The following is a 25,926-nucleotide window of genomic DNA, read 5'->3' on the forward strand; positions in this document are numbered from 1 at the left end:
ATACAACAAAAAGGTGCGCATTTGCGCACCTTTTTACCACCGTATGCATGATGAAGATGTTAATTTTATTGATATTTACGCAAAACTAACGTTGCGTTAGTTCCACCGAAACCAAAACTGTTCGACATCACTGTGGTTAACTCAGCTTTTTGCGGTTCACGAACAATGTTCATGCCCTCTGCCGCTGGGTCTAAGTTTTCGATGTTAATGGATGGTGCGACGAAGCCATGTTGCAACATCAGCAATGAGTAAATTGCTTCATGTACACCTGCTGCACCTAACGCGTGACCGGTCATCGCCTTGGTTGCACTGATATACGGCGCCTGGTCACCAAAAACTTCGCGAATAGCTTCAAGCTCTTTGGTGTCACCGACGGGTGTTGAGGTACCGTGAGTATTCAGGTAGTCAATTGGCGTGTCGACAGTATCCATCGCCATCTTCATACAACGCACTGCACCTTCACCTGATGGTGCAACCATGTCATAACCATCTGACGTGGCGCCATAGCCAACAATTTCAGCATAAATATGAGCACCGCGGGCTAAGGCAGTTTCTAGCTCTTCAATGACCAAAATACCGCCACCACCGGCTGGCACGAAGCCATCACGATCCACATCGTAAGTACGCGATGCTTTGCTTGGCGTTTCATTGTATTTGGTTGACAGCGCACCCATAGCATCGAACTCCATCCCAAGAGTCCAATGCAATTCTTCGCCACCACCGGCGAACACGCGGTCTTGCTTACCAAACTGAATCAACTCTAATGCGTGGCCGATACAATGTGCAGATGTTGCGCAGGCTGAACTAATTGAATAGTTCACACCTTTTATTTGAAATGGCGTCGCCAAACATGCGGAAGTTGTTGAAGCCATGCAACGCGGAACCATATATGGGCCCACTCGTTTCACGCCTTTTTCGCGCATAATGTCAGCGGCCGCAACTTGATGCTCGCCGGACGCGCCGCCTGAACCTACCACAAGACCGGTGCGCGGGTTAGAAACCTGCTCGTTGGTCAAACCGGCATCTTCAATCGCTTGCGCCATTGCCATATAAGCATAAGCGGCTGAATCGCCCATAAAGCGAAGTGCTTTACGATCAATGTGGTCGGCTGGATTGGCACGAACTGGTCCCCATACCTGACACCGTAATCCCATGTCGGCAAATTCTTGAGAAAATTCGATGCCCGAGCGTCCTTGTTGTAACGACTCCAACACCTCTTGTTTGTTCACGCCGATACTGGACACAATGCCCATACCGGTAATCACTGCTCTTCTCATTCTATTATCCTGTCTTGCTGAGCGCTGCTGTATGGTAGCTCACTTCTTGAAAAAAGTGGTCTGCTTTCCGCCTTTTTACCTAAATATTGTTACACTATGACGCATGTTTCATTGACTGCAGTAGGTAAATTCCGTGAGTCATCAATTCAACAAACGTTCAATCAGTGAGCAACCTGCCACTGCTACGGTTACTTTTAACCATTTAGGCGTCCCTGTTTCCACTGAATTTGATGATATTTATTTTAACAATGAAAACGGATTAGCCGAAAGCCGTTACGTGTTTCTTCAGCATAACGATCTCCCAACACGCTGGCAAACCTCTTTGCACAGTACCTTCACCGTTGCCGAAACCGGATTTGGTACTGGATTGAACTTTCTCGCCTGTTGGCAGTTGTTTCAACAAACGGCGCCCGCTAATCAGCGGCTACATTTTATTTCATTTGAAAAGTACCCTCTGGTTAAGGCCGATCTTGAACGGGCGCTCAGTGCTTTTCCTGAGCTTGCGGCGTTCGCTCAAGCGTTACTCGATGCCTATCCCGCAGCGCAAACTGGATGTCACCGCCTGCAGTTTGATAATAACCGAGTGATTATCGATTTGTGGTTTGGTGATATTCATGAGCAATTGCCGAATTGGCTTCCGAACGCTGAAAACAGCGTTGACGCTTGGTTTCTCGATGGTTTCGCGCCTGATAAGAACCCACAAATGTGGCAGGCCAATGTTTATCAAGCCATGGCCAAAAGCTGTCGACCTTCAGGTACTTTTGCCACTTTTACAGCAGCAGGTGCTGTTCGTCGTGGTTTGCAAGAAGCCGGTTTTGCGGTCACTAAGGCCAAGGGTTTTGGGCGCAAACGCGAAATGCTTCGTGGCCTAATTCATAAAGAAACAACCATTACACCGCGACCGCCCGAAACAGTAACGATTGTAGGCGGTGGTATTGCCGCGGCGTGCCTTGCCTGGTCATTTACCCAACGCGGCTACCCCGTTCACTTGCTTACTCAAGGCATCGCCGATGGTGCCTCCGGCAACGCTCAGGGGGCGGTGTATCCGCTGTTACATGCAGAACTCAGTCCGTTAAGTCAGTTTTACGTGAGTGCGTTTGACCATGCGCGGCAGTTTTATCAAAGCAATTGTCCGAATTTATGGCATGCAACCGGTGTGATTCAGCTTGCCTTTAATGCCATTCGTGAACAGCGCCAGCAGAAAATTGCTGACAGCGGTTGCTATGCGCCCGACCTGGTCAGGTCACTGACTGCGGCAGAAACACAACAAGTTTGGGAGTACTTACCTGCACTGCCTGCATTATTTTATCCAAATTCAGGTTGGGTGCCGCCGCAACGCTTAGTTCAACAAATATTGCAGAACTGTGGAGCGCGTCTAGCCATTACAGAAGTTTCCGAAATCACGGAACTCCAACAGACGGCTAGTAACACTTGGCGACTGGACGCAAGCTCCGGAAAGCGTTATGAAGCCAGCACTTTAATTGTTGCCGCAGGAGCAAATACCTCAACGCTACTAGCCCAATGGCAGATAGAAACACAGAATGTACGCGGCCAAGTAACGCAAGTTGCGGCAACCGAAGTAAGCGCTAGTTGTCCGATGGTTGTGTGCTACAAAGGTTATTTCACGCCAGCTGAGAATCACAACGGCGAGTTAACTCATTGTGTAGGTGCTACCTACAACCGTGAATTTAAGCAAGAGAGTTACCAAAACATTGAACCGGCTGACACTGAAGAAAACTTACTAACGCTTCAAGATAATCTTGCACAAGCTTGGACACTTCCGCTAAACGCAGTCAACAACCGTGCCTCATTGCGCAATACTACGCGAGACCATTTACCGGCTTGCGGCTGGTTAACAGATAATTTAGGAGTAGTAAGTGGCCTTGGTTCACGCGGCTTTACCAGTGCTCCGCTGTGCGCTGAATTGTTAGTTAGCCAGTGGCTTGGGGAACCCCAACCACTGGCTGATGCGCTAATTAAGCGACTTGTGCCGCAACGGCTTCAAGTCGATTCAGCATAGCCTGAATATGTGCCATATCGGCCGGCGCCAGCTCGTGTTTTGCCTGTTCAACAGAGGCTTGCACGCTCGGTAGTACAGCATCGGCACTGGCATGATCATTCAGTTCGAGTTGCGCAACGACCAAGTCAAAATGACCGCGCAAATAGCCGCTAGCAAACAGCTCATCATCAGTGCCCGTGGCGACGACCTCGTCAAATACTTGCTCAAGTGATTGGACGTAGTCGTTAAATGCTGCCGATGCCATAAAATATCCCCTAGTTACACTCGATTGGCTCAATGAATTCGATGCGCAAGCATACCATATTAGCGGTAATTTCTGATACACTACCTACCTCATTTATTCCTCGAACTCATCAATGATTAGGCGACAAGACATGGCTTTACGCATTGGTTTATTTTACGGCTCAACCACGTGTTTTACTGAAATTGCAGCAGAGAAAATTCAAGCTCAGTTTGCGCCGGGTGAGATCGAGTTATTCAATATTAAAGATGTGCCTTTGCGTGACGCCGAGCAATTTGATGTGATTATTTTTGGCCTTTCAACTTGGGATTTCGGCGAAATTCAAGAAGATTGGGAAAGTCATTGGAATGATATTGCGGATTTACAGCTGAACGGCAAAATTGTTGCTTTGTTCGGAATGGGTGATCAGGTCGGTTATACCGATTGGTTTCAAGATGCGCTTGGTATGTTGCATGATGAATTGGCGGCCAATCCTGGCACACAAGGCTGCATTCGCATCGGTTTCTGGCCAAATCAAGGGTATGACTTTGCCGCTTCAAAAGCATTGACTGCCGATGGCGAATTTTTTGTTGGTTTAGCGCTCGACGAAGACAGTCAATATGAATACAGCGAAGAGCGCATACAGCAGTGGTGTGCGCAGCTCAAAGAAGAGCTTGCCAGCGTTTAACTTCTGTCGCTTTGGTCGCATCGTCAAAGCGCTTGGCGGCTGAATGTCCCCACACGGGTCCAGGCCACGCTGGATCTTGCGCATGACGCATCACCAAATGCACGTGCAACTGACTGACTACATTACCGAGTGCACCAATATTTAGCTTTTGCCCCGTACCAAACTCTTTTAATAACAACGAAACTTGCTGTACTTCAACCGCCAATTGCTGCTGTTGTAGCTCTGATAAATCGGTAAACTCAACGCTATCAGGTACTCTCGGTATTAACATCAACCAATCGTAACGCTGATCATCAAAGCGCCGAACATCGCACAGCGGCCAGCGTGCCAATAAGAAACTATCTGCTTCTAGGCGAGAATCTAACGTGAATTTGTCACCGTCAACCGCGTTCAATGCATTCGCTACGTTACTTTGCACAGCGAGTTTGTTATAACGGTTTTTTGAGGTTGTGTTTTGCATCCAATAATCCATAAATCAGTTATTAAAACGGTGAGCCAAAATCATGCTACGCATTGTTTTATTTACGTTTTTACTTATAACCACAAGTTTTTCGACTGTCACTTTTGCAAATTCAAAAACTGAGTCAACAGCTTCAGCTGTCACCCAGTTTACCGCTGAGATGCGTGTACATGAAGGCTTTTTCACCTTTTATCACGATCAAGAGCAGGGCAAAATTTACTTGCTCGTGCCACAACAACATCAGCCGTTTATTTATCAAACGAGCTTACCGTGGGGCCTAGGCTCAAACGATATTGGCCTAGATCGCGGTCAACTTGGCGCAACGAGGCTCGCTAGCTTCTATATCGAAGGTGATAAAGTACTGTTGATGCAGCACAACACTCAGTTTCGTGCGAATAGCGACAATCAAGCAGAGCGTCAAAGTATCAACGAAGCGTTCGCCGATTCAGTCATTGCGGGCTTTAGCGTGGTCGCGCGCGATGAAAATCATGTGTTAATTGATTACACACCGTTTTTATTGAGCGACACCCATGGTGTAGTAAAACGTTTGCGAGATACCAAGCAAGGTAGCTATAAACTCAGCACCGAGAAATCGGTGATTTATCCAGCGCGTAGCAAATCGTTTGCCGACAACACCGAACTCGAAGCAAAAATTACGTTTAGTGGTGAAGGTACCGGACAATACGTGCGCAGTGTTGCCGCCGATGCCGACCACTTAACCATGCATTTGCACCATTCGTTCATTCGTTTGCCCGATTCTCAATACCAGCCGCGTGAATTTCACCCACAAAGTGGTTTTTGGTCGGAAGCACACCGCGATTATGCCGCTCCACTCGGTGCACCAACCACAGTACAGTACATTCCACGCCACCGCGTCAGTAAAGACGAACCCATTATTTACTACCTCGATCCAGGTGTCCCTGAACCAGTTCGAACTGCCTTGCTAGAAGGCGGTCGGTGGTGGGCTGAAGCCTTTGCTGCCATTGATTTACCCAATGGTTTCCAAGTACGCGAATTGCCTGCCGACGCGGACCCAATGGATGTTCGTTATAACGTGATACAGTGGGTACATCGCGCTACTCGTGGTTGGTCCTATGGTGCCTCGGTGATCGATCCGCGTACCGGCGAAATTCTCAAAGGACACGTAACCTTAGGTTCGCTTCGTGTTCGTCAAGATATGCTAATTGCGCAAGGTTTATTAGCGCCTTTTGCAGCCGACAATGCCGAGCAGCAAACGCAAATTAAAAAGAAAATTGAAGAAATGGCTTTAGCCCGAATTCGTCAACTTTCAGCACACGAAATTGGCCATACCCTTGGGATTGCACACAACTTCGCCGCAAGTGCCGATGATCGCGCCTCGGTGATGGACTACCCGCACCCATTGATCAGCATTGATACCCAAACCGGTGGTTTAACCTTGGCCGATGCATACACCGAAGGCGTTGGCTTATGGGATATGCAAGTGATTGCTTACGGCTACGGTAAGGGCGACCCTGCCACAGTTTTAGAACAGAATCGTCGTCTCGGCTTAAGTTTCATTTCAGACCGAGATGCTCGCGCTGCCGGTGGTGCGCATCCAGATGCCCACTTATGGGATAATGGCAGTGATGCAGTTACCGAACTCGAGCGCGTATTGGCAGTGCGTGAAACCGCGCTAAAGCAGTTCGGTTTAGGTAATCTTGCTGATGGCCGCCCGCTCAGTGAGTTACAAAATCTGCTAGTTCCAATGTATCTGTTACATCGTTATCAAGCCGAAGCGGCGGTGAAGATGATCGCCGGTCTGCACTATGACTACGCCGTAAAAGGTGAGGGAGATATTGATATTCGCTCGGTTAACGCGTCACAACAGTTGCGCGCAATTCGAGTGTTGAGTAAGACATTACGTGCAGAAACTCTTGCATTGCCAGAGCATATCATCAGCTTGCTTGCTCCACCGTCCTATGGTGAAGGTAATGACCGTGAGCGTTTTAACGGCTTGACTGGTCTCGTTTCAGATCCTGACACCATGGCCGCAAGCTCTGCACGATTTGTGTTGAACTTGATGCTGAATTCGCAACGTCTCGAGCGATTACAGCAACAACACAGCCGCAATAAAGCCATTCCTGACGTAACCGCTCTTCTTAATCAAGTTGCTGAAGCCGCGATAACGCCTGCCTATGAAGCTAATGCGTCAACACTTGAACAACGTTTAGCTTATGAGGTTCTCGATGTGGTTGTATCGACTTATGGTCACGATAAAGTAAGTGCTTCGGTGAAAGCGCCTATATTTAGCTTTTTACAACGTCAACTAGAACGCTGGCAACAGGCTCCGAATTCTGCTCATCGTGATTACGCTGTGTATGCATTGGAACAATGGTTTGCTGGTAAACCATGGCCGCTCAAGCCGGCGCCTGAATTACCGCCAGGCTCTCCTATTTAAACGCCGAGCTAACGCCGACAAGAACAAAAAACGCCAGCATGATGCTGGCGTTTTTATTATGAACGAATGGCTATATCGCTTAGAACGAGTAACCAACATTCAAGAACAACTGGCGACCCAGTTGATCGTACTGCGAGTACAACATGGCATTACCAACGGTGTAAGCAGCTGATGGGCTACCCATCGGAGGCTTCTTATCAAACACATTTGTCATACCTAAAGTAACATCAACATTGTTGTCGAAACTTTTGTTGACTGACGCTGTGTGATAAACCGTGGTCGGTGCTTCAGCAATGAAGGTTACCGGTGTACCACGATACGTTGTCTCATTGCCGTTTGCGAAACGATCATAATCGTTTACTTTACCGACGTAACGAGCAGCCCAGGTATATGACCAGCTATCACGCTCAAGTGATACGGTTAATGAACCCGAGTGGCGTGGGTTACCTAAACGACCAACGTATTGAATTGGCGCACTATCTTCAAATTGACGATAAGTGCGTTCAATTTGGACGGTGTGGTCAAGACGTACACGCAAGAAACCGGCATCAGTTTCATCCTGATAGCTCACGACAGTATCAATACCACGAACTTTCTGGCTAGCAACGTTCACGTAGCCGCCATACACTTCGTCGATACCCCAGTTGCCTGATTCGCTACCGTCGTTACGAGTAAAGCGATCGCAGAATGGTTCATTTTCGAAGTTTTCAGAGGTATAGCACAGGTTCAGAATCTGGACGCCTGACAAATCGTCAACTTGGTTATCGATTTGAACATTGTAGTAGTCAACCGAGGTTGCCCACACGCCTTCAGGGCTCGACCAAACAAAACCGATACCTTCAGAAACAGAGGTTTCTGCACGTAATGTGCCAGCGCCGCCGCCAGTGTATGCTGTACCTGAACCGAAGTCCTGAGCATAATCACCTGGAATGCCATCTGCTTGACAGTTCGCCAGTACAGTTGGGTTGATGGTGCCGTCTTGTTCACGCTGTGCCCAGTTCCAGCAAGGATCGCTACGCTGATCGAAGAATGCTGATTGGTCACCGAGGTACAATTCGAACAAGGCTGGCGAACGGAACGATGTACCGCGCGACGCACGAACTCGGAAGCTATCGGTAATCGCCCAGTTCACGCCTAATTTAAAGGTGGTATCGTTACCGTAGGTGTTTACGTCAGTCCAGCGCGCAGAACCCGTTACATCCAAGTTGTAAATACCTGGTAAGTCACGGAGTACTGGTACTTGAACTTCACCGTAGGCAGCTACTGTGGTTTGACGACCAGCAGTAATACCGGCGCTACTCATACCCCATGAGTTTTTCGCTAAGGTAGCTTCCCCTGGAGTATCAACGATTTCATCGGTTTGGTAAGCCATACCAACAGCTGTTGCAACAGTACCTGCAGGCAAGTCGAACAAGTCACCGGTAATATAAGCATCAACAGTGTCTTGCTTATAAATTGTTTTACCGTGGTCTACGCCAAACAAGAAGTCGCGCGTGCCTTGATCAAAGTTTCCACGTAAGTATTCTGGGTCGAAGAAATCAACCGCATAGCATTCACGCTGTGAAATTGGCGAGAGTTCACCTTCACACGGATCACCCCAAATTGCATTTGCAGCCATTTCCAAAGCATCTTGATAGATGATTTTGGTCGCATAAGTACCGCTACTTAAGCTGCGCTGCCAAGAGACGTCCCAGTTCCAAAAACCAATGGAACCTTCAAGGCCCAAAACGCCGCGAGTATAATCGATGGTGGTGGTGCTACCTGAATGGTCGGTTACCGCAGTTGGATCAAGGGCAACATAACCATCCCAACCTTCAACCAAACCATACCAAGCTGGGATGAACGGTTCCCAGAATTGGCGATAGCTGCTGATTTTAGTTTCACGACGGCTATGCAAGAACTCTGAGTAAAAACGTACGGTGTCGGTCAAATCATAATCAGCCTGACCATACAATGACCACGCTTCAGTGCGTGGAATCATGCTTTCTAAGTCTTGGAATGGGTGATCAGCGTCTGACCAACCATCGCTTACTTTATCGTAGCCAACTGGGAACCAGCCCTCAGGAACCGCAATATCACCTGGGTTTTGCGGATCATAGGTTGGTAAACCAGCTGCAGTTTTTGAGCCATCATAATCGTAGTTTTGAATTAGCGAGATATAGTCTTCTGCGCCGTAATCCCACATCCACATACCGTATGGCAAATCGTTACAGTGGTAATCGCCCGTACGCGGATCGATTGGATCAGCACGTTCGCCGGTTTCTTGGTCAAAATACATGCGCTGACCACAGGCAAAATGGTCACGATCGCCGCGTGCGAGTTCTTGTTGTACTCGGTAATCAGCAACTAAACGTACCGAACCTTTGCTATACGCACGACCAATCGTACCGTTCAAACGGTAGTTCTCGCCGCCCGATTCCATTGGCTGGTTAGCACTAACGTTGAACGATGAGTCATCACCTTTTTTGGTAATGATGTTGATAACACCTGCAACCGCATCAGAGCCATACAAAGATGAAGCGCCATCTTTCAGGATTTCAACACGTTCAACCGCAGATACTGGAATCGAGTTCATATCGAACGCTGCAACCTGACCACGCGTTCCAGCAGGTCCTGCACGACGACCATTCAACAATACCAAGGTACGGTTGGCTCCAAGACCGCGCATTGAAATCGATTCGTTACCAGCACCACCTTCCGTCACGCTGCCAACCGACATTGCAGAAGTTAACTGGTTTGAACCAGATGCAACGGTTGACGTACGCAACAATTCACCTAACGTGCCTAACCCCTGCTCGACTGCAATTTCTGTTGAAATCACTTCAAGTGGCGAATCATTATCTAAACCATCAGAACGAATACGCGAACCGACAACGGTAATGCGCTCTGCACGCTCTTCCGTGTCGATATTTTCTTCCGCATCAGTTACGTCTTGTGCCATCGCGCCTGTTGAAAACAGCGTTGAAGCAGCGCCAAACACTAGCGCAAGACGTACCGATTTGGCGATACGACTATTTTTCATCATCTCTCCAGATAAAGTCTTAGTTATTTTTGTTGTAAGAGCTTCGCTGCTCTTACCAAATCTCCCGCTCTTTCGAGCAAAAGGCGGAGCAAACTACCAAGACGAGGGAAAAGGACAATGAAAATTAGTTGTTTTGCGGGATATATCCGATAAAAAAAAGGCGTCGCTCAAAAAAGCAACGCCCCTGCTCACTTTATAATCAGCCGTTTTTTAATCAAGCTGCGAGAAGAAACTCTCTGGTAACCAGCGAGGACGTTCCACTTGATTCGCTATTTCTTGACCAATTGCAAAGTTAATATTGGTGAAAGTAACACCGGCTTCATAATTAATTGGTAAGTCTGGTTGATCACTTGGACGGTGATAATGCTCAGCAAAGAATTCACCCCAAACTTCACCGCCATCTTCACCTTCCGTTTTAGAAGTGAATCCGGTCATCAAAAATACGGCAGGTACACCTTTTTTCACAAATGGATAGTGATCTGAACGGGTGAAAATCGCCTGTTCTGGCATTGGGTCTTCGCTCAAATCAATACCGAGTTGACCAGCAGCTCGCGCAACCGTATCACCAAGAGTCGAATGCGTTGAGCCAAACGCAATCACATCAGCGAAGTCGTACAGTAATACCGGCATATCAAGGTTGACGTTTGCCACAATCTGACTCAACGGCACGGTTGGGTGGTGTGCGAAATAATCAGCGCCGAGCAGACCGCGTTCCTCGGCAGTAATTGATAAAAACATAATGGAGCGCTTCGGCTGCTGACCGCTCTCTTTAAACATACGCGCTGTTTCGAGCATCACCGATACACCTGACGCATTATCCATGGCGCCGTTATTGATGTGATCGTCTTGGCTTAAATCTTTGGTCATGCCAATGTGATCTGAGTGAGCGGTATATAGCACATATTCATTTTTTAATTTGTCGTCGCTGCCAGGTAATACGGCGGCTACATTAGGGCTGCTTATTTCTTCGTGACGCGATGCACGTTGCAGTCGGGCACTTACGCCTAAATCAAATCCTTTTGGCGATTCACCAGCTTCCAGCTGGGCAAAAATTTCTTCTAGCTGAACTGGCGCGTTTACGAATAATTTTTCAGCAGCTTCATGCTGAACATAGGCTGATGCAGCGATATTCTTAAACGCAACGTTAGGTTCACCGTTTGGATGTAACCAACGAACGCTCGGTGCACGCTGATACATCACGCTAACTTCGAACGGACGCACCTTCTCACGAGCCGGCGTATGCAAATTAATGATGCCAACCGCTCCGCGCTCTGCCGCGAACTTTGTTTTGCTACTATTTAAATGAGCGCCCTCTTCGCTAGGAAGCTCTTCCGGACGGCCACTCACCATAACCACAATCTTGCCTTCAACATCAAGACCTTCGTAGTCATTAATACCAAAAGCTTCTGAAACCAATCCGTAACCTACGAAAACTAATGGCGCTTCAACGTCATCTTCTTCACTGTATGCACTGGGGCCAGTAATAAATTCTTTCGGATAATCGAGACTGATTTCGTCTTCACCGGTGTTCAAAGTGAACGACGCACTGTTTTCTTCAAGAAAACTGCGGCGAAATTTAATGCGCTGAAAGTATGTTCCGTCATCGCCAGCAGGTTCCAAACCTAAGCTTTTAAACTTAGCAGCAATGTACTTCGCCGCAATCTCATGGCCACGGCTTCCGGTGTCGCGCCCCTCAAGATCATCGCTGGCCAAAAATTCAAGATGCGCTTGTAATGCCAAAGCGTCAGCACTAACTGCTTCATTCGATGGAGATTCATCGGCACAAGCCGAGAGGCTCAGTGCTACCGCAATAGCACCGATATAAGAAAAAAATCGCATAGTTAACGTCCAATTATTGTCATTATTAAAAGTTCTCCGAGAGTGTAACCAACCTCTGCACCGCATACTAGCGCTTGCGAGAAGATAAAACTTGATGTAGTGTTATATTATAACATTACAACACAAGCAGCTTATCGGAGATTTCAACCCATGGTATCGCAGTTTCGTAAAAGCCCATTGGCAATATTCGTAACAAGTTTTGTCAGTTTGACGGCAAGCGCGTCTTTATCAGCGCAACAGACTGAGCAAGAAGCCCATGAGCACGAAGATACCGAAGTGATTGTTGTTACCGCCAGCCCATTAAATAGAACAGCTTTAGAATCAGCACAACCGATCTCGGTGATGGCAGGCGATGAGTTACGTGAACAACACGCACATACGCTCGGTGAATCGCTAGCGCAGGAGCCAGGTGTCAATGCGACGCATTTTGCTGGGGTCGCCAGTAGCCCAATTATCCGCGGATTAGACGGCCCGCGCGTTAAAATAACGCAAAATGGCCTTGATAGCGGCGATGTTTCGCGCGGCTCGCCTGATCACGCAGTAACAACTGAAACGTCAGTTGCTGAACAAATTGAAATTTTCCGTGGTCCCGCAACGCTTCTCTATGGTTCTGGTGCGATTGGCGGAGTGGTCAACGTAGTTGATAATCGTATTGCTCAAGAATTAACCGGCGGAGCGCAAGGGTTCTATGGAACCAAATTTGATAGCGCGAGCAACTTGCGCGAAGGCACCGTTGGCTTTACCGGTGACCATAAAAATACAGTATGGCACTTTGATGCCTTCAAACGCCGTAGCGATGACTACCAAGTACCTGAGTTTACCAATGATGAAGGTGAAACTACTGACGAAATTGAAAACAGTTTTATCGATGCCCAAGGTGCCAATATCGGTGTGAGCTATATTTTCGATAGTGGTTATTTAGGAGCATCCTACGGTCGCTTAGAACAACAATATGGTATTCCCGGCCACGCTCATGGCGAGGATGAACACAGCGAAGATGAACCTGCAGGTGCCGATGAGCATACTGAAGCAGGTCCTTATGCTGACATGTGGCAAAATCGTATTCAAGTTCACGGCGGTTGGGTAAATCCTTTCAACTCAATTGAACGTGTTGAGTTGCGTTATGGCTTTACTGACTACCAACACCAAGAAATTGAAGATGGCGCACCAAGTACTACGTTTACTAATAATCAGCATGAACTGCGATTAACCGCAAATCATGAAGCCCTTTATGGCTGGGAGGGCGCCTTTGGTTATCATTATTTCGACCAAGAACAAGAAGCTTTTGGCGAAGAGGCCTATACGCCAAACTCCTCTACCACTAAACACGGACTATTTTGGTTACTCGAACGCAAGTTCGATAATCTAAATTGGCAGCTCGGAGCGCGCGTAGAAGACGTCGATGTAAACGATTACTCGTTTACGCCGGTATCTGCATCAGTTGGTTTTACCTACCCATTGGTTGAGGGTATGCAGCTATCAACGAATCTAAGCCATGCGCAACGTGCACCTTCAGCAAACGAATTGCTTTCCAATGGCGCTCATTTGGCCACACAAACGTACGAAATTGGTCTCGCCTATGCGGTGCATGAAGAAGCTGAACATGTTTATCACATCGAACCAGCTGAAGTCGCACCAGAAGTTGAAATGTCAAACAACATCGATGTCGGAATCCATCTGGATTACAACAAATTCCACATGGACTGGAATGTGTTTTATAACCGCGTAAATGACTTCGTATATGGCGCGTTTACAAACATTAATAGCGTTGACCTTGAATTGGAAGACGAGCATGGCGATGCACACGGCGACGAAGGTGAACTAGGTGGCGAACACGACCACGACCACGACGACGGCCTCCCGGTCATTAGTTACGTGCAGCGCGATGTCGATCTCTATGGTTATGAGTTGAGCACGCGATATGAGTTTAACGATCAGTGGCAATTACACGGATTCAGCGATTACGTTAGAGCCAAAGTTCGTGATGGCGGCGAAAACTTACCGCGTATTCCTTCTCAACGCATTGGTGCAGAACTTCGATATTCTGCCGACCGTTGGGAAACCAAACTTGGCTACACTTGGTATAACAAACAAACTTATGTCGCGGCCCTTGAAGAACAAACGGCAAGCTTTGGCTTGTTGAATGCGCAGTTTAACTGGTTCCCACAAGCACTCGCTAAGCAAAATATTAGCGTTTATGTTAAAGCTGATAACCTCACGGATGAACTCGGCTACGTGCATTCTTCATTCTTAAAAGAGGATGCACCAATGCGCGGTCGTAACTTTAGTATTGGTATACGAGGTGAATTCTAGCGCACTCACCGTGCGCTTTATCGCACTGTAACAAGTATTGCGCCTAGCTTTGATAAACTGTCATTGTTGATTCAATAATCAGGGCTAGGTCGCAATGCGTTGTACTCGTGTAATACAATCTTTATTCTTTCTCTGCACGTTCGTTAGTGTTGCAATAGGCGCAAAGCCACTCCCGCAAAATGCGATACAACAAATTGAACCACTCTCAATTGAGAGGATATTCTCAGCACCCAACCTTTCCACCCAAGCACCACAACAAATTCAGTTCGCCCCTTCGGGCCTACAGATTAGCTATTTAGCAGGCTCGGCAGAGAACCCAAGTGTGCAAGATTTATGGTTGTATGATGTGCGCGAAAATAAACATCGCATTATCGTCAAAGCAGCTGATTTACTTGATCCGAATCAACGCTTGTCGGCCGAAGAAAAGGCGCGGCGCGAGCGCTTACGGATTCAAGCAAGCGGCATCGTCGATTACCAGTGGTCCCCTGATGGTGATGCGCTATTATTTCCTCTAAATGGTGAACTCTATTTATTTAACTTAGAAAACCGCAAGGTAAATCGGTTAACCCCATCTAACACGTTCGCAACTGACCCGCGCTTTTCGCCGCAAGGTAATTTCATCAGCTTTGTTCATGATTACAACTTATTTATCATCGAACGTGCGTCAGGAGAGACATATCAATTAACGCAGCGCCAATCGGAAACGGAACAATTTGCGACGGCAGAGTTTGTTGCGCAAGAAGAAATGAAACGCATGACTGGCTATTGGTGGAGCCCCAATGAGCAGCAAATTGCGTTGACACGCATTGATTTATCACCTGTTGAAATTCAACAACGGGTTGATGTTTACGCTGAACGCACTGAGCTCGTTGAACAACACTACCCTGCGGCCGGTACCAACAACGTCACAATCGATTTGGGTTGGCTAAATGTTAACGAGGCATTACCGAAAAGCGACGACGAAGAATCACCGACCGAGCCGGTATCTATTCGTTGGATAGACTTAACCGACCAACATGATGAACCGGGGTATTTAGCACGCGTTAAGTGGCTTCCAAATAGCCAAAGTTTCAGCTATCAGTGGCAAAACCGTAGCCAGAACAAACTGACGCTTTTTCTGCATTCATTAAATGAAAAGTCGCCAAAGCCAATCCTAGAAGAAACCAGCGCGACTTGGGTTAATTTACACGATGACCTCTATTTTTTGAGCGATAGCCGATATTTTATTTGGGCTTCTGAGCGTAGTGGTTTTAAGCATCTTTACCTTTATCGCACTGATGGTAGCCTCATTCGGCAATTAACCAGTGGCGACTGGATGGTTGATAACCTAAGCCATGTTGATGAAATTACTGGTGTTGTCTACTTTACCGGTCGAAAACAGACACCATTAGAGCGCCATTTATATCGCGCGAATTTAAATAACAGTTCACCCGGGCAGCCGAGTCAACTGAGTAGCCGAGCCGGCATGCATGAGGTGGTATTTGCTGCCGATGGGCGCAGCTATATCGATTACTTTTCAAGTAGCCGACAGCCACCTCAGGTCAGTCTGCATGGACCGACTGGTGAACGTATCACTTGGCTGCATGAAAATCGGCTAGACCAAAACCATCCGCTTAGCCCGTACTTAGCAACGTGGAGCTATCCCGAATTCGGTCATTTAGAAGCCGAAGATGGCCAGCGGTTGTACTATCAAATTAATAAACCAGCTCAAGTTGCAGATAATCAGAATCATCCAGCCATCGTGATGGTCTACGGCGGCCCTCGTGCGCAACGTGTTACCAATAGCTGGGGCGATTACTTCACGCAATATCTTGTTCAACAAGGCTACGTTGTCTTTAAATTAGATAATCGCGGTAGTGGCAATCGTGGTCGGCAGTTTGAAAGTGGCATTTATCGCCAACTTAGTGAGCTCGAAGTGGCAGACCAAAAGGTTGGTGCACAATGGCTAGCTAAACAACCTTATGTGAATAGCAATCGCATTGGTGTATTTGGACATAGCTACGGTGGCTACATGGCATTACATTTAATCATGCGGGCACCTGAGTTATTCTCTGCGGCGGTGGCTGGAGCGCCTGTTACCGATTGGGCTCTCTATGACACGCACTATACCGAACGCTACATGGGAACACCGCAGGATAACCCTGAAGGCTATGAACAAGCGAATGTATTGACCTATGCGGATAGCCTTAACAAGCCCCTGATGATTTATCATGGTATGGCTGATGATAACGTCCTCTTTATCCATACCGCGATGCTAGCTCACCGATTGCAACAATCGATGATTCCATTTGAAATGATGGCCTACCCTGGTAAAGCCCACGGAATTCGGGGCCGTGAGGCGAGTATCCATCGCTATCAATTGATCACCGAGTTTTTCAATCGACACTTACGATAAGTTTCATGAATACGTTATACTAAGCGCATCCCAACCCACAAGGAGTGAACATTGATGCGCTTTTTATCTCGTCGCCTCGTTATGCCGAACGACCTTAACTTTGCCGGCTCTTTATTTGGTGGCCGTATTCTCGAATGGATTGACGAAGAAGCCTATATTTTTGCTGCTTGCCAACTCGATGCAAAAAGTTTAGTTACCAAACACATCGGCGCTATTGCGTTTGAAACATCGGCCTATCAAGGCGACGTGGTTGAATTCGGTTTGGGCGTGAAAAAAGTCGGCATAACGTCTGTTACCCTCACTTGTGTGGTTCGCAACAAACAAACCAAACAAAACATTTGTGTGGCCGATGATATTGTCTTCGTTCATATTGATCCAGAAACTCGCACGCCCCAACCGCACGGTAAAACGAAAGCCGAGCTCGACGCACTACCAATCGAAACACCGGCGTAATATTTATTTGCATAAAAAAAGCCGCATCGAGCGGCTTTTTTTGTCCATCAGAAAATCATAGCGTTATTTGTAAAGTGTACGAATCCAGCGCTCTTCAGTGATAAAGTTCCATGCCCAATCGGCCCATTGGTCACTCAAACCTTTTGCCACAGCTTCGTCTTCACTCAAGCCTTGTTCTTTCATCGTCATCACTTCTTCGCGTGTCGCTTCAATCATATGCACCAAACGCAACCAGTCACTACGCTTTGATAAGCCGCCATGACCAGGAATGATTTGGGTATCCCCATCAATATCTGCGATGACCGCACGAACGTTATCGATAAAGCCTTGAACGTTGCCGCCAGCATTCAAGTCAATGAACGGAAAGCGATCCACAAAAAACAAGTCACCGGCATGAATCACGTTGCTGCTAGGGAACCAAACCACGACATCACCATCAGTGTGACCGTTCGGATAATGCTTCAATCTTACAGCCGTTGAACCAGTTTTTACTTCAAGTGCTTTATCAAACGTAATGGTCGGAAGGCCTTCGCGATCAAACTTCTCATTTGCGGCCAAACGCGTTTTCACATTTTCATGTGCCACGACTTTCACGCCTTGCTTTGCAAATGCAGCGTTGCCATCCGTGTGATCACCATGAAAGTGGGTATTCACTAAAGTGCGAATGGGTTGCGAAGAGATTTCTGCAATTGCTGCTGAAATTTTATCAGCCAGGCCTTTATATTGCGCGTCAATCATAACCACGCCGTCATCACCAACATAAACGCCGATATTGCCGCCCATGCCAGTTAGCATATAAACTCGTTCACTCAATTGCGTGGCTTTAATCTCCACGTCATCCATATTTGACTGTGCTTGAGTCATCGTTGTTGTAAACAATAAAACTGCACTCACTAATCCTAGTTTCAAACCACGCATTGAGAATCTCCCGTTAATAAGATGTCTGCGTTATTGGTGTAAATAACTTCCAGCAAAACAAGTCACCGGGGCTGCAGTTGGCTTTCCGTGTTGCCAATCACCACCTTCCACACCACTACCAGCAATATCGACATGCACATAAGGCAGCGGTTGTTGACTATCAGTACCATGCTTATCCAATCCTGAAGCAATTGCTAAAAATGCCATCGGAAATTGGTGCCCGCGTTTGGTTGTTGCTGAAGGTCCGTTATTACTCGATAGCGTGTCGTCTGCTTTGGTTCGCGGACGCACAAAATCGTAGTCTTCACGTCGTGACCATGAAATTTCCGTCGGGTCGCCATACACTTCACCAGCTTCCCATAGTTTTTCTGTCACTTTATTTACGCGCGCTGGCCCATTCGGGATCAATGCCGTATATGGCCCCTTCGCTAATGCAGCATGTCCCGTTAACGTTGCCACACTAAATAATTGTGGACGAGGATAATCCGTTGCTTCTTCGCGTAGATGCGATAGCAAGTCAGCTAACACTAAACGACCTTCCGCATCGGTGTTACCAATACGCACTCTTACACCGCTGTGCGCGGTAATAATTTCATCAGCTACAAAGGCATCAGCACCAATACTATTGCGTACAATCCCCAGTTCAGCCACTACGTTTAAGGTTTCTGGTCGCATCTCGGCGACCGTTTTTACAAAACCGGCTACGCCAGCAGCGCCACCTTTGTCGCGGCTCATACCAGCCATATGGCCACCGGTTTTCACATCCGCACCACCGGTATCGTAGACAATACCTTTCCCAGCAAACATTAACGTTTGCTCTGCTGCCGGGGCTTTATATTCTAAACGCACGACACATGGTTGGTGACGCGTAACGCCTAACGATGCTCGCGCTACTGCCATCAGTAGCGGATATTCATGTTGAAGTTGCTGCACGTCGTCAATAACGGTGACACGTACCGGAGAATGCGCAAACGCCTGTTGGCAATATTCCGCAAAACGCGGCGGTGCCATGCGCTCAGGTTCCGTGCCCGCCAAATCGCGAGCTACCCGTTTACCGGCTTCGACAGCTTGCAACCAAGTTTCATCTAATGCGCCGACAATTCCGACGCTGGTGACGGTTTCCAGCACCTCTTCACCATGATATTCACGTGCTTCTAGTGGCTCATATAAAGCCTGGCAGAAGCCCCAGTAAGCAACGGCTTCCGCTTGGCCATAACGAGCCTCGCTTGGCACGCCAAATACAATCATTAATGGCTTTGTAACACCCGCTTGTTGAGCAATTCGTGCAGCGGCGCCAGCAGCGTCACTAATATTTCGAACATCATCATAATCACGAGTTAATGGTCCAGTTGGCGCAAGAATCAAACGACCACCGGCCACATCTGCAGGAACCAATAATGGGTGCTTGCCAACGCGCGCATCAAATTGCTGCGCCTGCGACACGTAATCACTGAAATCGTCAGGTATCGTCTCGCCAAAATCACCTATTAAAATGACTGCGTCAAAATCGCTACCGGCTGTCGCCGCGTAACTATCAAATACATTAACCGTTGGAAATGCCATAATTAAACCCCGTTGTTCGTTGCTCGTGCGCTTCGCTGTTCGTGCGCTTCGCTATTCGAACAGTGCGTAGCACGGACGAACAGCGAAGCGTACGATTAACGAATAACGCTTTTATCTTTTATATGCGGCGCCATTTGGTGCCGGTTGGACCATCTTCTAATTCAATATTCATAGACTTCAACGCATCACGCGCTGCATCAGCACGAGCCCAATCTTTGGCCGCTCGCGCATCATTTCGCTCAGCAATCAAAGCTTCAATTTTTGCCACATCAACATCAGCAGCATCACCTTGTAAAAAGGCCTCTGGTTGCTGTTCAAGTAACCCGAGAAGATGCCCAAACTCACGCAGCTGTGCGGCGTAAGCCGCAGCTTTTTGCGGCTCACTTTGCACCGTACGGTTTATCTCGCGCGCCAATTCAAACAACACCGATAGTGCTTCTGGTACATTAAAGTCATCATCCATTGCCGCATTGAAGCGCTCGATGTGCGAAGCGGTTAGTGCTGGATCAACGCCGCTCTCTGGCGCATCACGTAAAGCGGTATACAGACGTTCTAAACCAGCGCGCGCCTGCTCAAGGTTGTCTTTAGAATAGTTCAACTGCGAACGATAGTGGCTGGAAATCAGGAAATATCGCACGGTTTCCGCATCATATTGCGCAAGTACATCGCGAATCGTGAAGAAGTTTCCTAAGGATTTTGACATCTTCACTTCATCAACCTGCACCATGCCACTATGCATCCAATAGTTCACATAGTCGCTGTGATTTGCACAGCAGCTTTGTGCCACTTCGTTTTCGTGGTGCGGAAAAATCAAATCGGAACCACCGCCATGAATATCGAAGTTTTCACCAAGGTGCCGTTTATTCATAGCAGAGCACTCAATGTGCCAGCCTGGTCGACCTGCGCCCCATGGCGATGGCCAACTTGGTTCACCAGCTTTTGCTTGTTTCCATAGAACAAAGTCGAGTGGGTCTTGTTTGTTATCCGCCACATCGACTCGGGCGCCGGCTTGCAGTTGTTCAAGGTTCTGGCGGCTAAGCTTGCCGTACGGTGTAAAAGTACTCACATCAAACAACACATCACCGTCGCCAGCAATATAGGCATTACCATTAGCAATCAGTGTTTCAATCATGGCGATAATGTCGCCCATATGACCAGTAACTGTCGGCTCTACGTCTGGTCGAACTAAATTCAACGCATCGAAGTCTTCATGCATGGCTTGCGTGTAACGCTCAGTCACTGCATTAATGTTTTCGTTATTTTCCGCGGCACGGCGAATAATTTTGTCATCAACATCTGTGATATTACGAACGTATTTCACCTTATAACCACGTGAGCGCAGATACCGCACCACAACATCAAAGGCAACATAAGTACGGGCATGACCAATGTGACAGTAATCGTAAATAGTTACCCCGCACACATATAGCTTTACTTCACCTGGCGTAATCGGCTTAAACTCTTCTTTCTGGCGGGTTAACGTATTAAAAACTTTCAACATGCACAGTTGCTCCTGTCTCACTGCATGACAACACTATTCAAAAGAGGCTGACATAATAACGCAAGGTGCGCCATGGTCACAAACAATGCTAAACTACAACACCAATTAAATCTGTATATAACATCAATTTCGTTACTAATTATGGAGCATCCTCAATGCAGGTAACCCTACACACCAATCACGGCGACATCACCTTAAAGTTATTCGCCGAACAAGCACCAAAAACTGTGGAAAACTTCCTGACTTATGTGCGTGAAGGTTTTTATGAGAATACGTTATTCCACCGTGTCATTCGTGGCTTTATGATTCAAGGTGGTGGTTTTAATCTAGAGATGGTGCAAAAGCCCACTCACGCGCCGGTTAAAAACGAAGCGAACAATGGTTTGAAAAACAATCGTGGCACCGTTGCTATGGCACGTACGCAAGATCCACATTCAGCTACTGCACAGTTCTTTATTAACGTTGCTGATAACGATTTCCTTAACTTCAAAAATGAAAGCATGGGTGGCTGGGGATACTGCGTCTTTGCTGAAGTTGTTGAAGGCATGGACGTTGTTACTGCGATTGAAGCAGTTCGTACTAGCCACGCAGGCTTCCATCAAGATGTTCCGGTTGATGACGTGATTATTAAAAGCGCGACAATCAGCGAGTAATCCATGACAACTTGGTTCATCTCCGATTTGCATTTAAGTCCTGCGCGACCGGATATTACCGGTTTGTTTCAGCGCTTTTTGCAAGAGCAAGCAATTCACGCCGACGCTTTGTATATTCTTGGCGATTTATTTGATGCGTGGATTGGCGATGATGATACCAGCGATTTCGTTGCTGCAGTGCAAGTTGCGCTGCGGCAATTAACCGACAGCGGGGTTCCAGTTTATTTCATTGCTGGTAACCGTGATTTTTTGATTGGCCCACGATTTTCACAAATAACCGGCATCAAGCTACTCAAAGAGCCAAGCATCGTCGATCTGTATGGTGTACCGACCCTTATTCTCCACGGCGACACGTTGTGCACAGACGATGTCAGTTACCAACGATTTCGTAAAGTCATTCGTAATCGCTGGGTACAGAAACTACTACTGGCGTTGCCGCTCAGTTTACGCATGCGTATTGCTAATAAATTACGTGCGTCAAGCAAAACGCAACAGCCACTAACTGAACAGCAATTGCGAATTATGGATGCCAATGAACATGCTGTTCGCGAACTCTTTATTGAACATGACGTTCAACGCATGATCCATGGTCATACCCATCGACCAGCGGTTCACCAACATCGATTACCTAATGGCGAAATGGCTGAGCGCATTGTTCTTGGTGACTGGTACACACAAGGTAGTTTTCTAAAGGTAACCGCCACAGAGCGCGAACTCATTGTCAGCCCAATCGCATCTGATAATTAATCATTAGCGGGACTCAAATCTTAAACTGGCCCACTATGAAAACGAAACTCAGTATCTGGTGATTGAATTAACTGCGCTTCGACCTCGCCAAAGAACCTTACCCGCTCATCAATCGAATGCCCGGCTAGTTGCTCAGCCAATTCTAAGTAGTCTTGGAAATGACGCGCTTCAGAACGAAGTAAACTCACGTAAAATTTCGCCAACTGCGGATCCACATGAGGTGCTAATGCAGCAAAGCGCTCGCAAGAGCGAGCTTCGATGTAGGCGCCACAGATTAATTTATCAATTAATGTTGCCGGCTCATGCGTACGCACGTGCTTAAGCATTCCTCTGGCATAGCGGCTTGAGCTGATATTCTCGTATGCAATGCCAAGCTCATCCATGATCTCCAGCACTTGATAAAAATGATGCAGCTCCTCTTTGATAAGCAATACCATTTTATCAATAAGTTCTTGGCTATACGGCGCATCTCGCTTTGGCAACATCGCTTTTGTCAGGCGCTCATGGGCCGCTAACTGTCGCCAATCCCCCTGCATCCGATAAGTGAAATCTTCATAAGGCTTTAACCAAGCCAATAGCGCATCGCCACTTGCCGCATCAACTGCGTAACGACGAATCAGTAACATCGCTGATTGCGCGGCCTTGAGCTCGCAAACTAAATGATCAATCAGTAATATCGATAAGTTTTCTGGCTCGCGGGCAGTTTCTATCCACTCGCGCGGCGTGTCACAATGAAGAAACTGACGAATTGGTTGTAGCAAAGACTCCACGATAAGCTCTCTTTAAACTCTCAGGGTTAAAATATTGGTCAAATTTTAATCACACAAATTAAATATGGTTATTTGCATCAAAATGGCTTGACTCTGTTGAAAATCCGACCAATATTGAATGCAAGGCGCGCAAAAAAGCGTCAAAAAATAATAACTGTAACTACAGACAACAACAGAAGTTGAGGTATGTCATGATTTTAAATCACATTTGGGGCCTTTACGCTCATCCAGTTGATGAATGGAAATCGATTGATCAACGTCACGAAAGCATGAGCTTTGCACTAAGTCACATCTTAATTGTTGCGTTGTTACCATGCGCGGCGGCTTACTATGCATCCGCACATATTGGTTGGAGCATTGGCGCACGTGAAGTCACCTTTTTAACTCAAAACAGTGCCATGTTGATGGCCGTTGCCATGTACGTTGGCATAATCGCAGCAACCTTTGCACTCGCTTATTTAATTCATTGGATGGCAAAAACCTTTGGCGCTGCGCCAACCTTTACCCAATCACTAGAGCTGGCTGCCTACACAGCGACGCCTGTCATCATGTCAGGTATTGCGTCATTGTACCCAGAATTGTGGTTCGTCACTATGGTGTTTTTAGCGGGTGTTGCCTATTCGGTTTACCTGCTCTACTCAGGCGTGCCCATTTTGATGCACATTCCGGAAGAGCGCGGCTTTTTATATGCTTCTTCGGTTGTTACTGCTGGCTTAATCATGCTGGTTGTACTCATGGTAACCTCAGCGATTATTTGGACCAACGGCTTCGGTCCTGAATACATGTAACCGTGATTTAAAAAAAAGCCCAGCGAATTAGCTGGGCTTTTTTTGTAGCTCGAATCACCGGTTGTTATCCCCCGATATAGCGCTTTCTTTTGTGCTCTTTTAAACGCTGTATATCAACCATAACTAAGCCATCAACTGCATTTGCAAAATTAGCATCGACATTAAAACCTAAAAACCGCGCCCCACCCTTTTCACATAAGTCAGCATATTGTTTAAATAACGTCGGAATTGCAGCGCCTTGATGAGCTAGAAAATGCTTTAAATGAAGCAGATCATCCGCATAATCATCACTGATATCAGGCAGCGGTCGGCTGTTTGGAAGAAATGGCGTGCGTGGTAAAGCCAAGTTATCTGGGTCGGGAAAATGATCACCAAAAAATTGCACAAGCGCATCTTGCGCAACGCTTGGCAAACCTGCACTCATCGTCACTGGACCAAATAAATAGCGATACTGCGGATGTTGCTGCAGTAACGCGCCAATACCTTGCCAGAGATAATCTAAACTACGTTTACCCCAATATTTCGGCTGCACAAAGCTACGTCCAAGCTCTAAGCCCTGTGCAATAAATGGCGCCATACGATGAGGATGGTATTGAAATAGCGAGTGACTATAGAGTCCCTCCAAACCACGTTCAGCGACTATCGCGTTCGCATCACCAAGACGATACGCACCAGCAATCTCTAAGTCCTCGGCATCCCATAAAATTAACTGGGTATACCAAGTATCGAAATTATCGAGATCTCGCCGCCGTCCAGTACCCTCTTCAACCGCGCGAAAAGCGATTTCACGTAGTCTTCCTATTTCGCGAAGAATCGGCGAATTCCCATCGTATCGATACAAATAGATATGTTTGCCATCTTGCGTACTGCCCAGTCGCTCGCAAGCCTCGACAGCTTTTTTCAACGCTTGCCGCGACTCCGCCCGAGCAATTGGTCGCTGGGTTTTAAGAACCCCCTTCTTATTCTGGCCAAGACGGTAAACATGACGTCGAAACATCTTCGCACGTTGCGACAGTGTTAATTGCTCAATTTGAAATGATTTCAGCGGTACCAATTCACCAATGCGAAAATCAATGTGACCCTGTTGCTGCCGAAACATCTCTTGCACTAAGAGCAACGTTGCTAGGGGTTTATAGAGCATTGAGGCACCATAGAACCAGGCTGAATTATGCGCTTTCACGTGAATGGGAAGTATCGGCGCTTGTGCACGCAAAGCCATTTTCAAAAAGCCAGTATTCCAGTGATGATCACGAACCCCTTGCGGCCGCAATCGTGACACTTCGCCAGCTGGGAACACAATCAACACCCCTTCATCTTCGAGGTGCTGATACAGACGTCGCAATGGTTCACTGCGTCCCCCCGTAGTTGAGGACTTGAATACCGGCACTGGAATCAGTAATTCTTGCAACGGCTCAATCGCCTGCAGCAAGTCGTTGGCGAGTATTCTCACATCACTACGCACGCTGCTAAGTAGCTTTAGTAGAGCCAAGCCATCGAGCGACCCGATCGGGTGGTTCGCGACAATAATTAGTCGACCTTCGGTCGGAATGTTATCAAGTTCGCTATCGCGAGCGGTAAAACTAAAGTTGAAAAAATCAAGCACATGCTCAACAAATTCAACCCCTTGAAGGTTTGGGTAAGCTTCGGCAAAGCGCTTTATTTCACGCTCACACAACAACCCACGCAACACCCACAATGCAGATTTATGCAACAACTGGTGATGGTGTAAAGTAGGCAAATTCTTATTAAGTAGTTGCTCAACTTCGATCATTGTTACTCTCTCATTCTGCGTCTGTTGCGTTAGCATAGGTTGAGAGAGTGACAGTTCGTTGGCACTTTCATGGCAATTCAATGACAGTCAAACGCACAGTGCTACTGTT

At 47.3% G+C, this 25,926-nt stretch carries 19 protein-coding genes; 9 read left to right on the forward strand and 10 right to left on the reverse strand.

Going from position 1 to position 25,926, the window contains the following annotated elements; genetic code table 11:
• Window positions 1-65: 65 nt before the first annotated feature.
• Window positions 66-1,277 (reverse strand): beta-ketoacyl-ACP synthase I, encoded by a 1,212-nt coding sequence (gene fabB, locus CWI76_RS04930; RefSeq protein ID WP_126759214.1) that lies wholly within the window; start codon window positions 1,275-1,277, stop codon window positions 66-68.
• Between the two features lie 133 nt (window positions 1,278-1,410).
• Here fabB and mnmC point away from each other — a divergent pair, with 133 nt between their 5' ends.
• Window positions 1,411-3,297 (forward strand): bifunctional tRNA (5-methylaminomethyl-2-thiouridine)(34)-methyltransferase MnmC2/FAD-dependent 5-carboxymethylaminomethyl-2-thiouridine(34) oxidoreductase MnmC1, encoded by a 1,887-nt coding sequence (mnmC, locus tag CWI76_RS04935; protein WP_126759215.1) that lies wholly within the window; start codon window positions 1,411-1,413, stop codon window positions 3,295-3,297.
• On the opposite strand, the gene CWI76_RS04940 is transcribed toward mnmC, so the two are convergent.
• On the reverse strand, window positions 3,254-3,541 hold the full coding sequence (locus CWI76_RS04940; RefSeq protein WP_126759216.1) for a YfcL family protein: 288 nt from the start codon (window positions 3,539-3,541) through the stop codon (window positions 3,254-3,256). The genes mnmC and CWI76_RS04940 overlap by 44 nt on opposite strands.
• A gap of 130 nt (window positions 3,542-3,671) precedes the next feature.
• Here CWI76_RS04940 and fldB point away from each other — a divergent pair, with 130 nt between their 5' ends.
• Window positions 3,672-4,205 (forward strand): flavodoxin FldB, encoded by a 534-nt coding sequence (gene fldB / locus CWI76_RS04945; RefSeq protein ID WP_126759217.1) that lies wholly within the window; start codon window positions 3,672-3,674, stop codon window positions 4,203-4,205.
• Here fldB and CWI76_RS04950 read toward each other — a convergent pair.
• Window positions 4,180-4,665 (reverse strand): HIT domain-containing protein, encoded by a 486-nt coding sequence (locus CWI76_RS04950; protein WP_126759218.1) that lies wholly within the window; start codon window positions 4,663-4,665, stop codon window positions 4,180-4,182. The two genes, fldB and CWI76_RS04950, sit on opposite strands and share 26 nt — an antisense overlap.
• 43 nt (window positions 4,666-4,708) lie before the next feature.
• Between CWI76_RS04950 and CWI76_RS04955 the strand changes: the two genes are divergently transcribed.
• Window positions 4,709-7,084 carry a zinc-dependent metalloprotease gene (locus CWI76_RS04955; RefSeq protein WP_126759219.1) on the forward strand — a complete coding sequence of 792 codons (2,376 nt, stop codon included), beginning with the start codon at window positions 4,709-4,711 and terminating at the stop codon, window positions 7,082-7,084.
• Between the two features lie 79 nt (window positions 7,085-7,163).
• Here the strand turns inward: CWI76_RS04955 and CWI76_RS04960 are convergent, their stop codons facing one another.
• Entirely contained in the window at window positions 7,164-10,109 is a 2,946-nt protein-coding gene (locus CWI76_RS04960; RefSeq protein WP_198678555.1) for a TonB-dependent receptor plug domain-containing protein, read from the reverse strand.
• Window positions 10,110-10,316: 207 nt separating this feature from the next.
• A complete protein-coding gene (locus CWI76_RS04965; protein WP_126759220.1) occupies window positions 10,317-11,945 on the reverse strand; it encodes a M28 family metallopeptidase in 1,629 nt (542 codons plus the stop codon).
• A gap of 150 nt (window positions 11,946-12,095) precedes the next feature.
• Here CWI76_RS04965 and CWI76_RS04970 point away from each other — a divergent pair, with 150 nt between their 5' ends.
• The 3 genes from CWI76_RS04970 (at window position 12,096) to CWI76_RS04980 (ending at window position 17,106) form a co-directional block, all read left to right on the forward strand.
• Entirely contained in the window at window positions 12,096-14,258 is a 2,163-nt protein-coding gene (locus CWI76_RS04970) for a TonB-dependent receptor domain-containing protein (RefSeq protein WP_126759221.1), read from the forward strand.
• A 322-nt stretch (window positions 14,259-14,580) separates the two neighbouring features.
• Entirely contained in the window at window positions 14,581-16,653 is a 2,073-nt protein-coding gene (locus CWI76_RS04975; RefSeq protein ID WP_241967951.1) for a S9 family peptidase, read from the forward strand.
• Between the two features lie 54 nt (window positions 16,654-16,707).
• Window positions 16,708-17,106, forward strand: a complete 399-nt coding sequence (locus CWI76_RS04980; RefSeq protein WP_126759223.1) for an acyl-CoA thioesterase — start codon at window positions 16,708-16,710, stop codon at window positions 17,104-17,106.
• Window positions 17,107-17,169: 63 nt separating this feature from the next.
• Here CWI76_RS04980 and CWI76_RS04985 read toward each other — a convergent pair whose 3' ends face one another.
• From CWI76_RS04985 to cysS, 3 genes are all read right to left on the reverse strand, one after another.
• A complete protein-coding gene (locus CWI76_RS04985) occupies window positions 17,170-18,024 on the reverse strand; it encodes an MBL fold metallo-hydrolase (RefSeq protein WP_198678556.1) in 855 nt (284 codons plus the stop codon).
• Window positions 18,025-18,054: 30 nt separating this feature from the next.
• A complete protein-coding gene (locus tag CWI76_RS04990) occupies window positions 18,055-19,587 on the reverse strand; it encodes a M17 family metallopeptidase (RefSeq protein WP_126759224.1) in 1,533 nt (510 codons plus the stop codon).
• A 118-nt stretch (window positions 19,588-19,705) separates the two neighbouring features.
• On the reverse strand, window positions 19,706-21,088 hold the full coding sequence (cysS, locus tag CWI76_RS04995) for a cysteine--tRNA ligase (protein WP_126759225.1): 1,383 nt from the start codon (window positions 21,086-21,088) through the stop codon (window positions 19,706-19,708).
• A 155-nt stretch (window positions 21,089-21,243) separates the two neighbouring features.
• On the opposite strand from cysS, the gene CWI76_RS05000 reads away from it, so the two are divergent.
• Entirely contained in the window at window positions 21,244-21,741 is a 498-nt protein-coding gene (locus CWI76_RS05000; protein WP_126759226.1) for a peptidylprolyl isomerase, read from the forward strand.
• A 3-nt stretch (window positions 21,742-21,744) separates the two neighbouring features.
• Window positions 21,745-22,488 (forward strand): UDP-2,3-diacylglucosamine diphosphatase, encoded by a 744-nt coding sequence (locus tag CWI76_RS05005; RefSeq protein ID WP_126759227.1) that lies wholly within the window; start codon window positions 21,745-21,747, stop codon window positions 22,486-22,488.
• Window positions 22,489-22,508: 20 nt separating this feature from the next.
• On the opposite strand, the gene miaE is transcribed toward CWI76_RS05005, so the two are convergent.
• Entirely contained in the window at window positions 22,509-23,258 is a 750-nt protein-coding gene (gene miaE / locus CWI76_RS05010; RefSeq protein ID WP_126759228.1) for a tRNA isopentenyl-2-thiomethyl-A-37 hydroxylase MiaE, read from the reverse strand.
• Window positions 23,259-23,449: 191 nt separating this feature from the next.
• Between miaE and CWI76_RS05015 the strand changes: the two genes are divergently transcribed.
• Complete coding sequence (locus tag CWI76_RS05015; RefSeq protein ID WP_126759229.1) at window positions 23,450-24,046, forward strand: Yip1 family protein; 597 nt, start codon at window positions 23,450-23,452, stop codon at window positions 24,044-24,046.
• 64 nt (window positions 24,047-24,110) lie between these two features.
• On the opposite strand, the gene olsF is transcribed toward CWI76_RS05015, so the two are convergent.
• A complete protein-coding gene (olsF, locus tag CWI76_RS05020; protein ID WP_126759230.1) occupies window positions 24,111-25,817 on the reverse strand; it encodes a bifunctional ornithine lipid synthase OlsF in 1,707 nt (568 codons plus the stop codon).
• Window positions 25,818-25,926 lie beyond the last annotated feature (109 nt).

Source organism: Pseudidiomarina marina, from assembly GCF_003987045.1.
Taxonomy (GTDB): domain Bacteria; phylum Pseudomonadota; class Gammaproteobacteria; order Enterobacterales; family Alteromonadaceae; genus Pseudidiomarina; species Pseudidiomarina marina.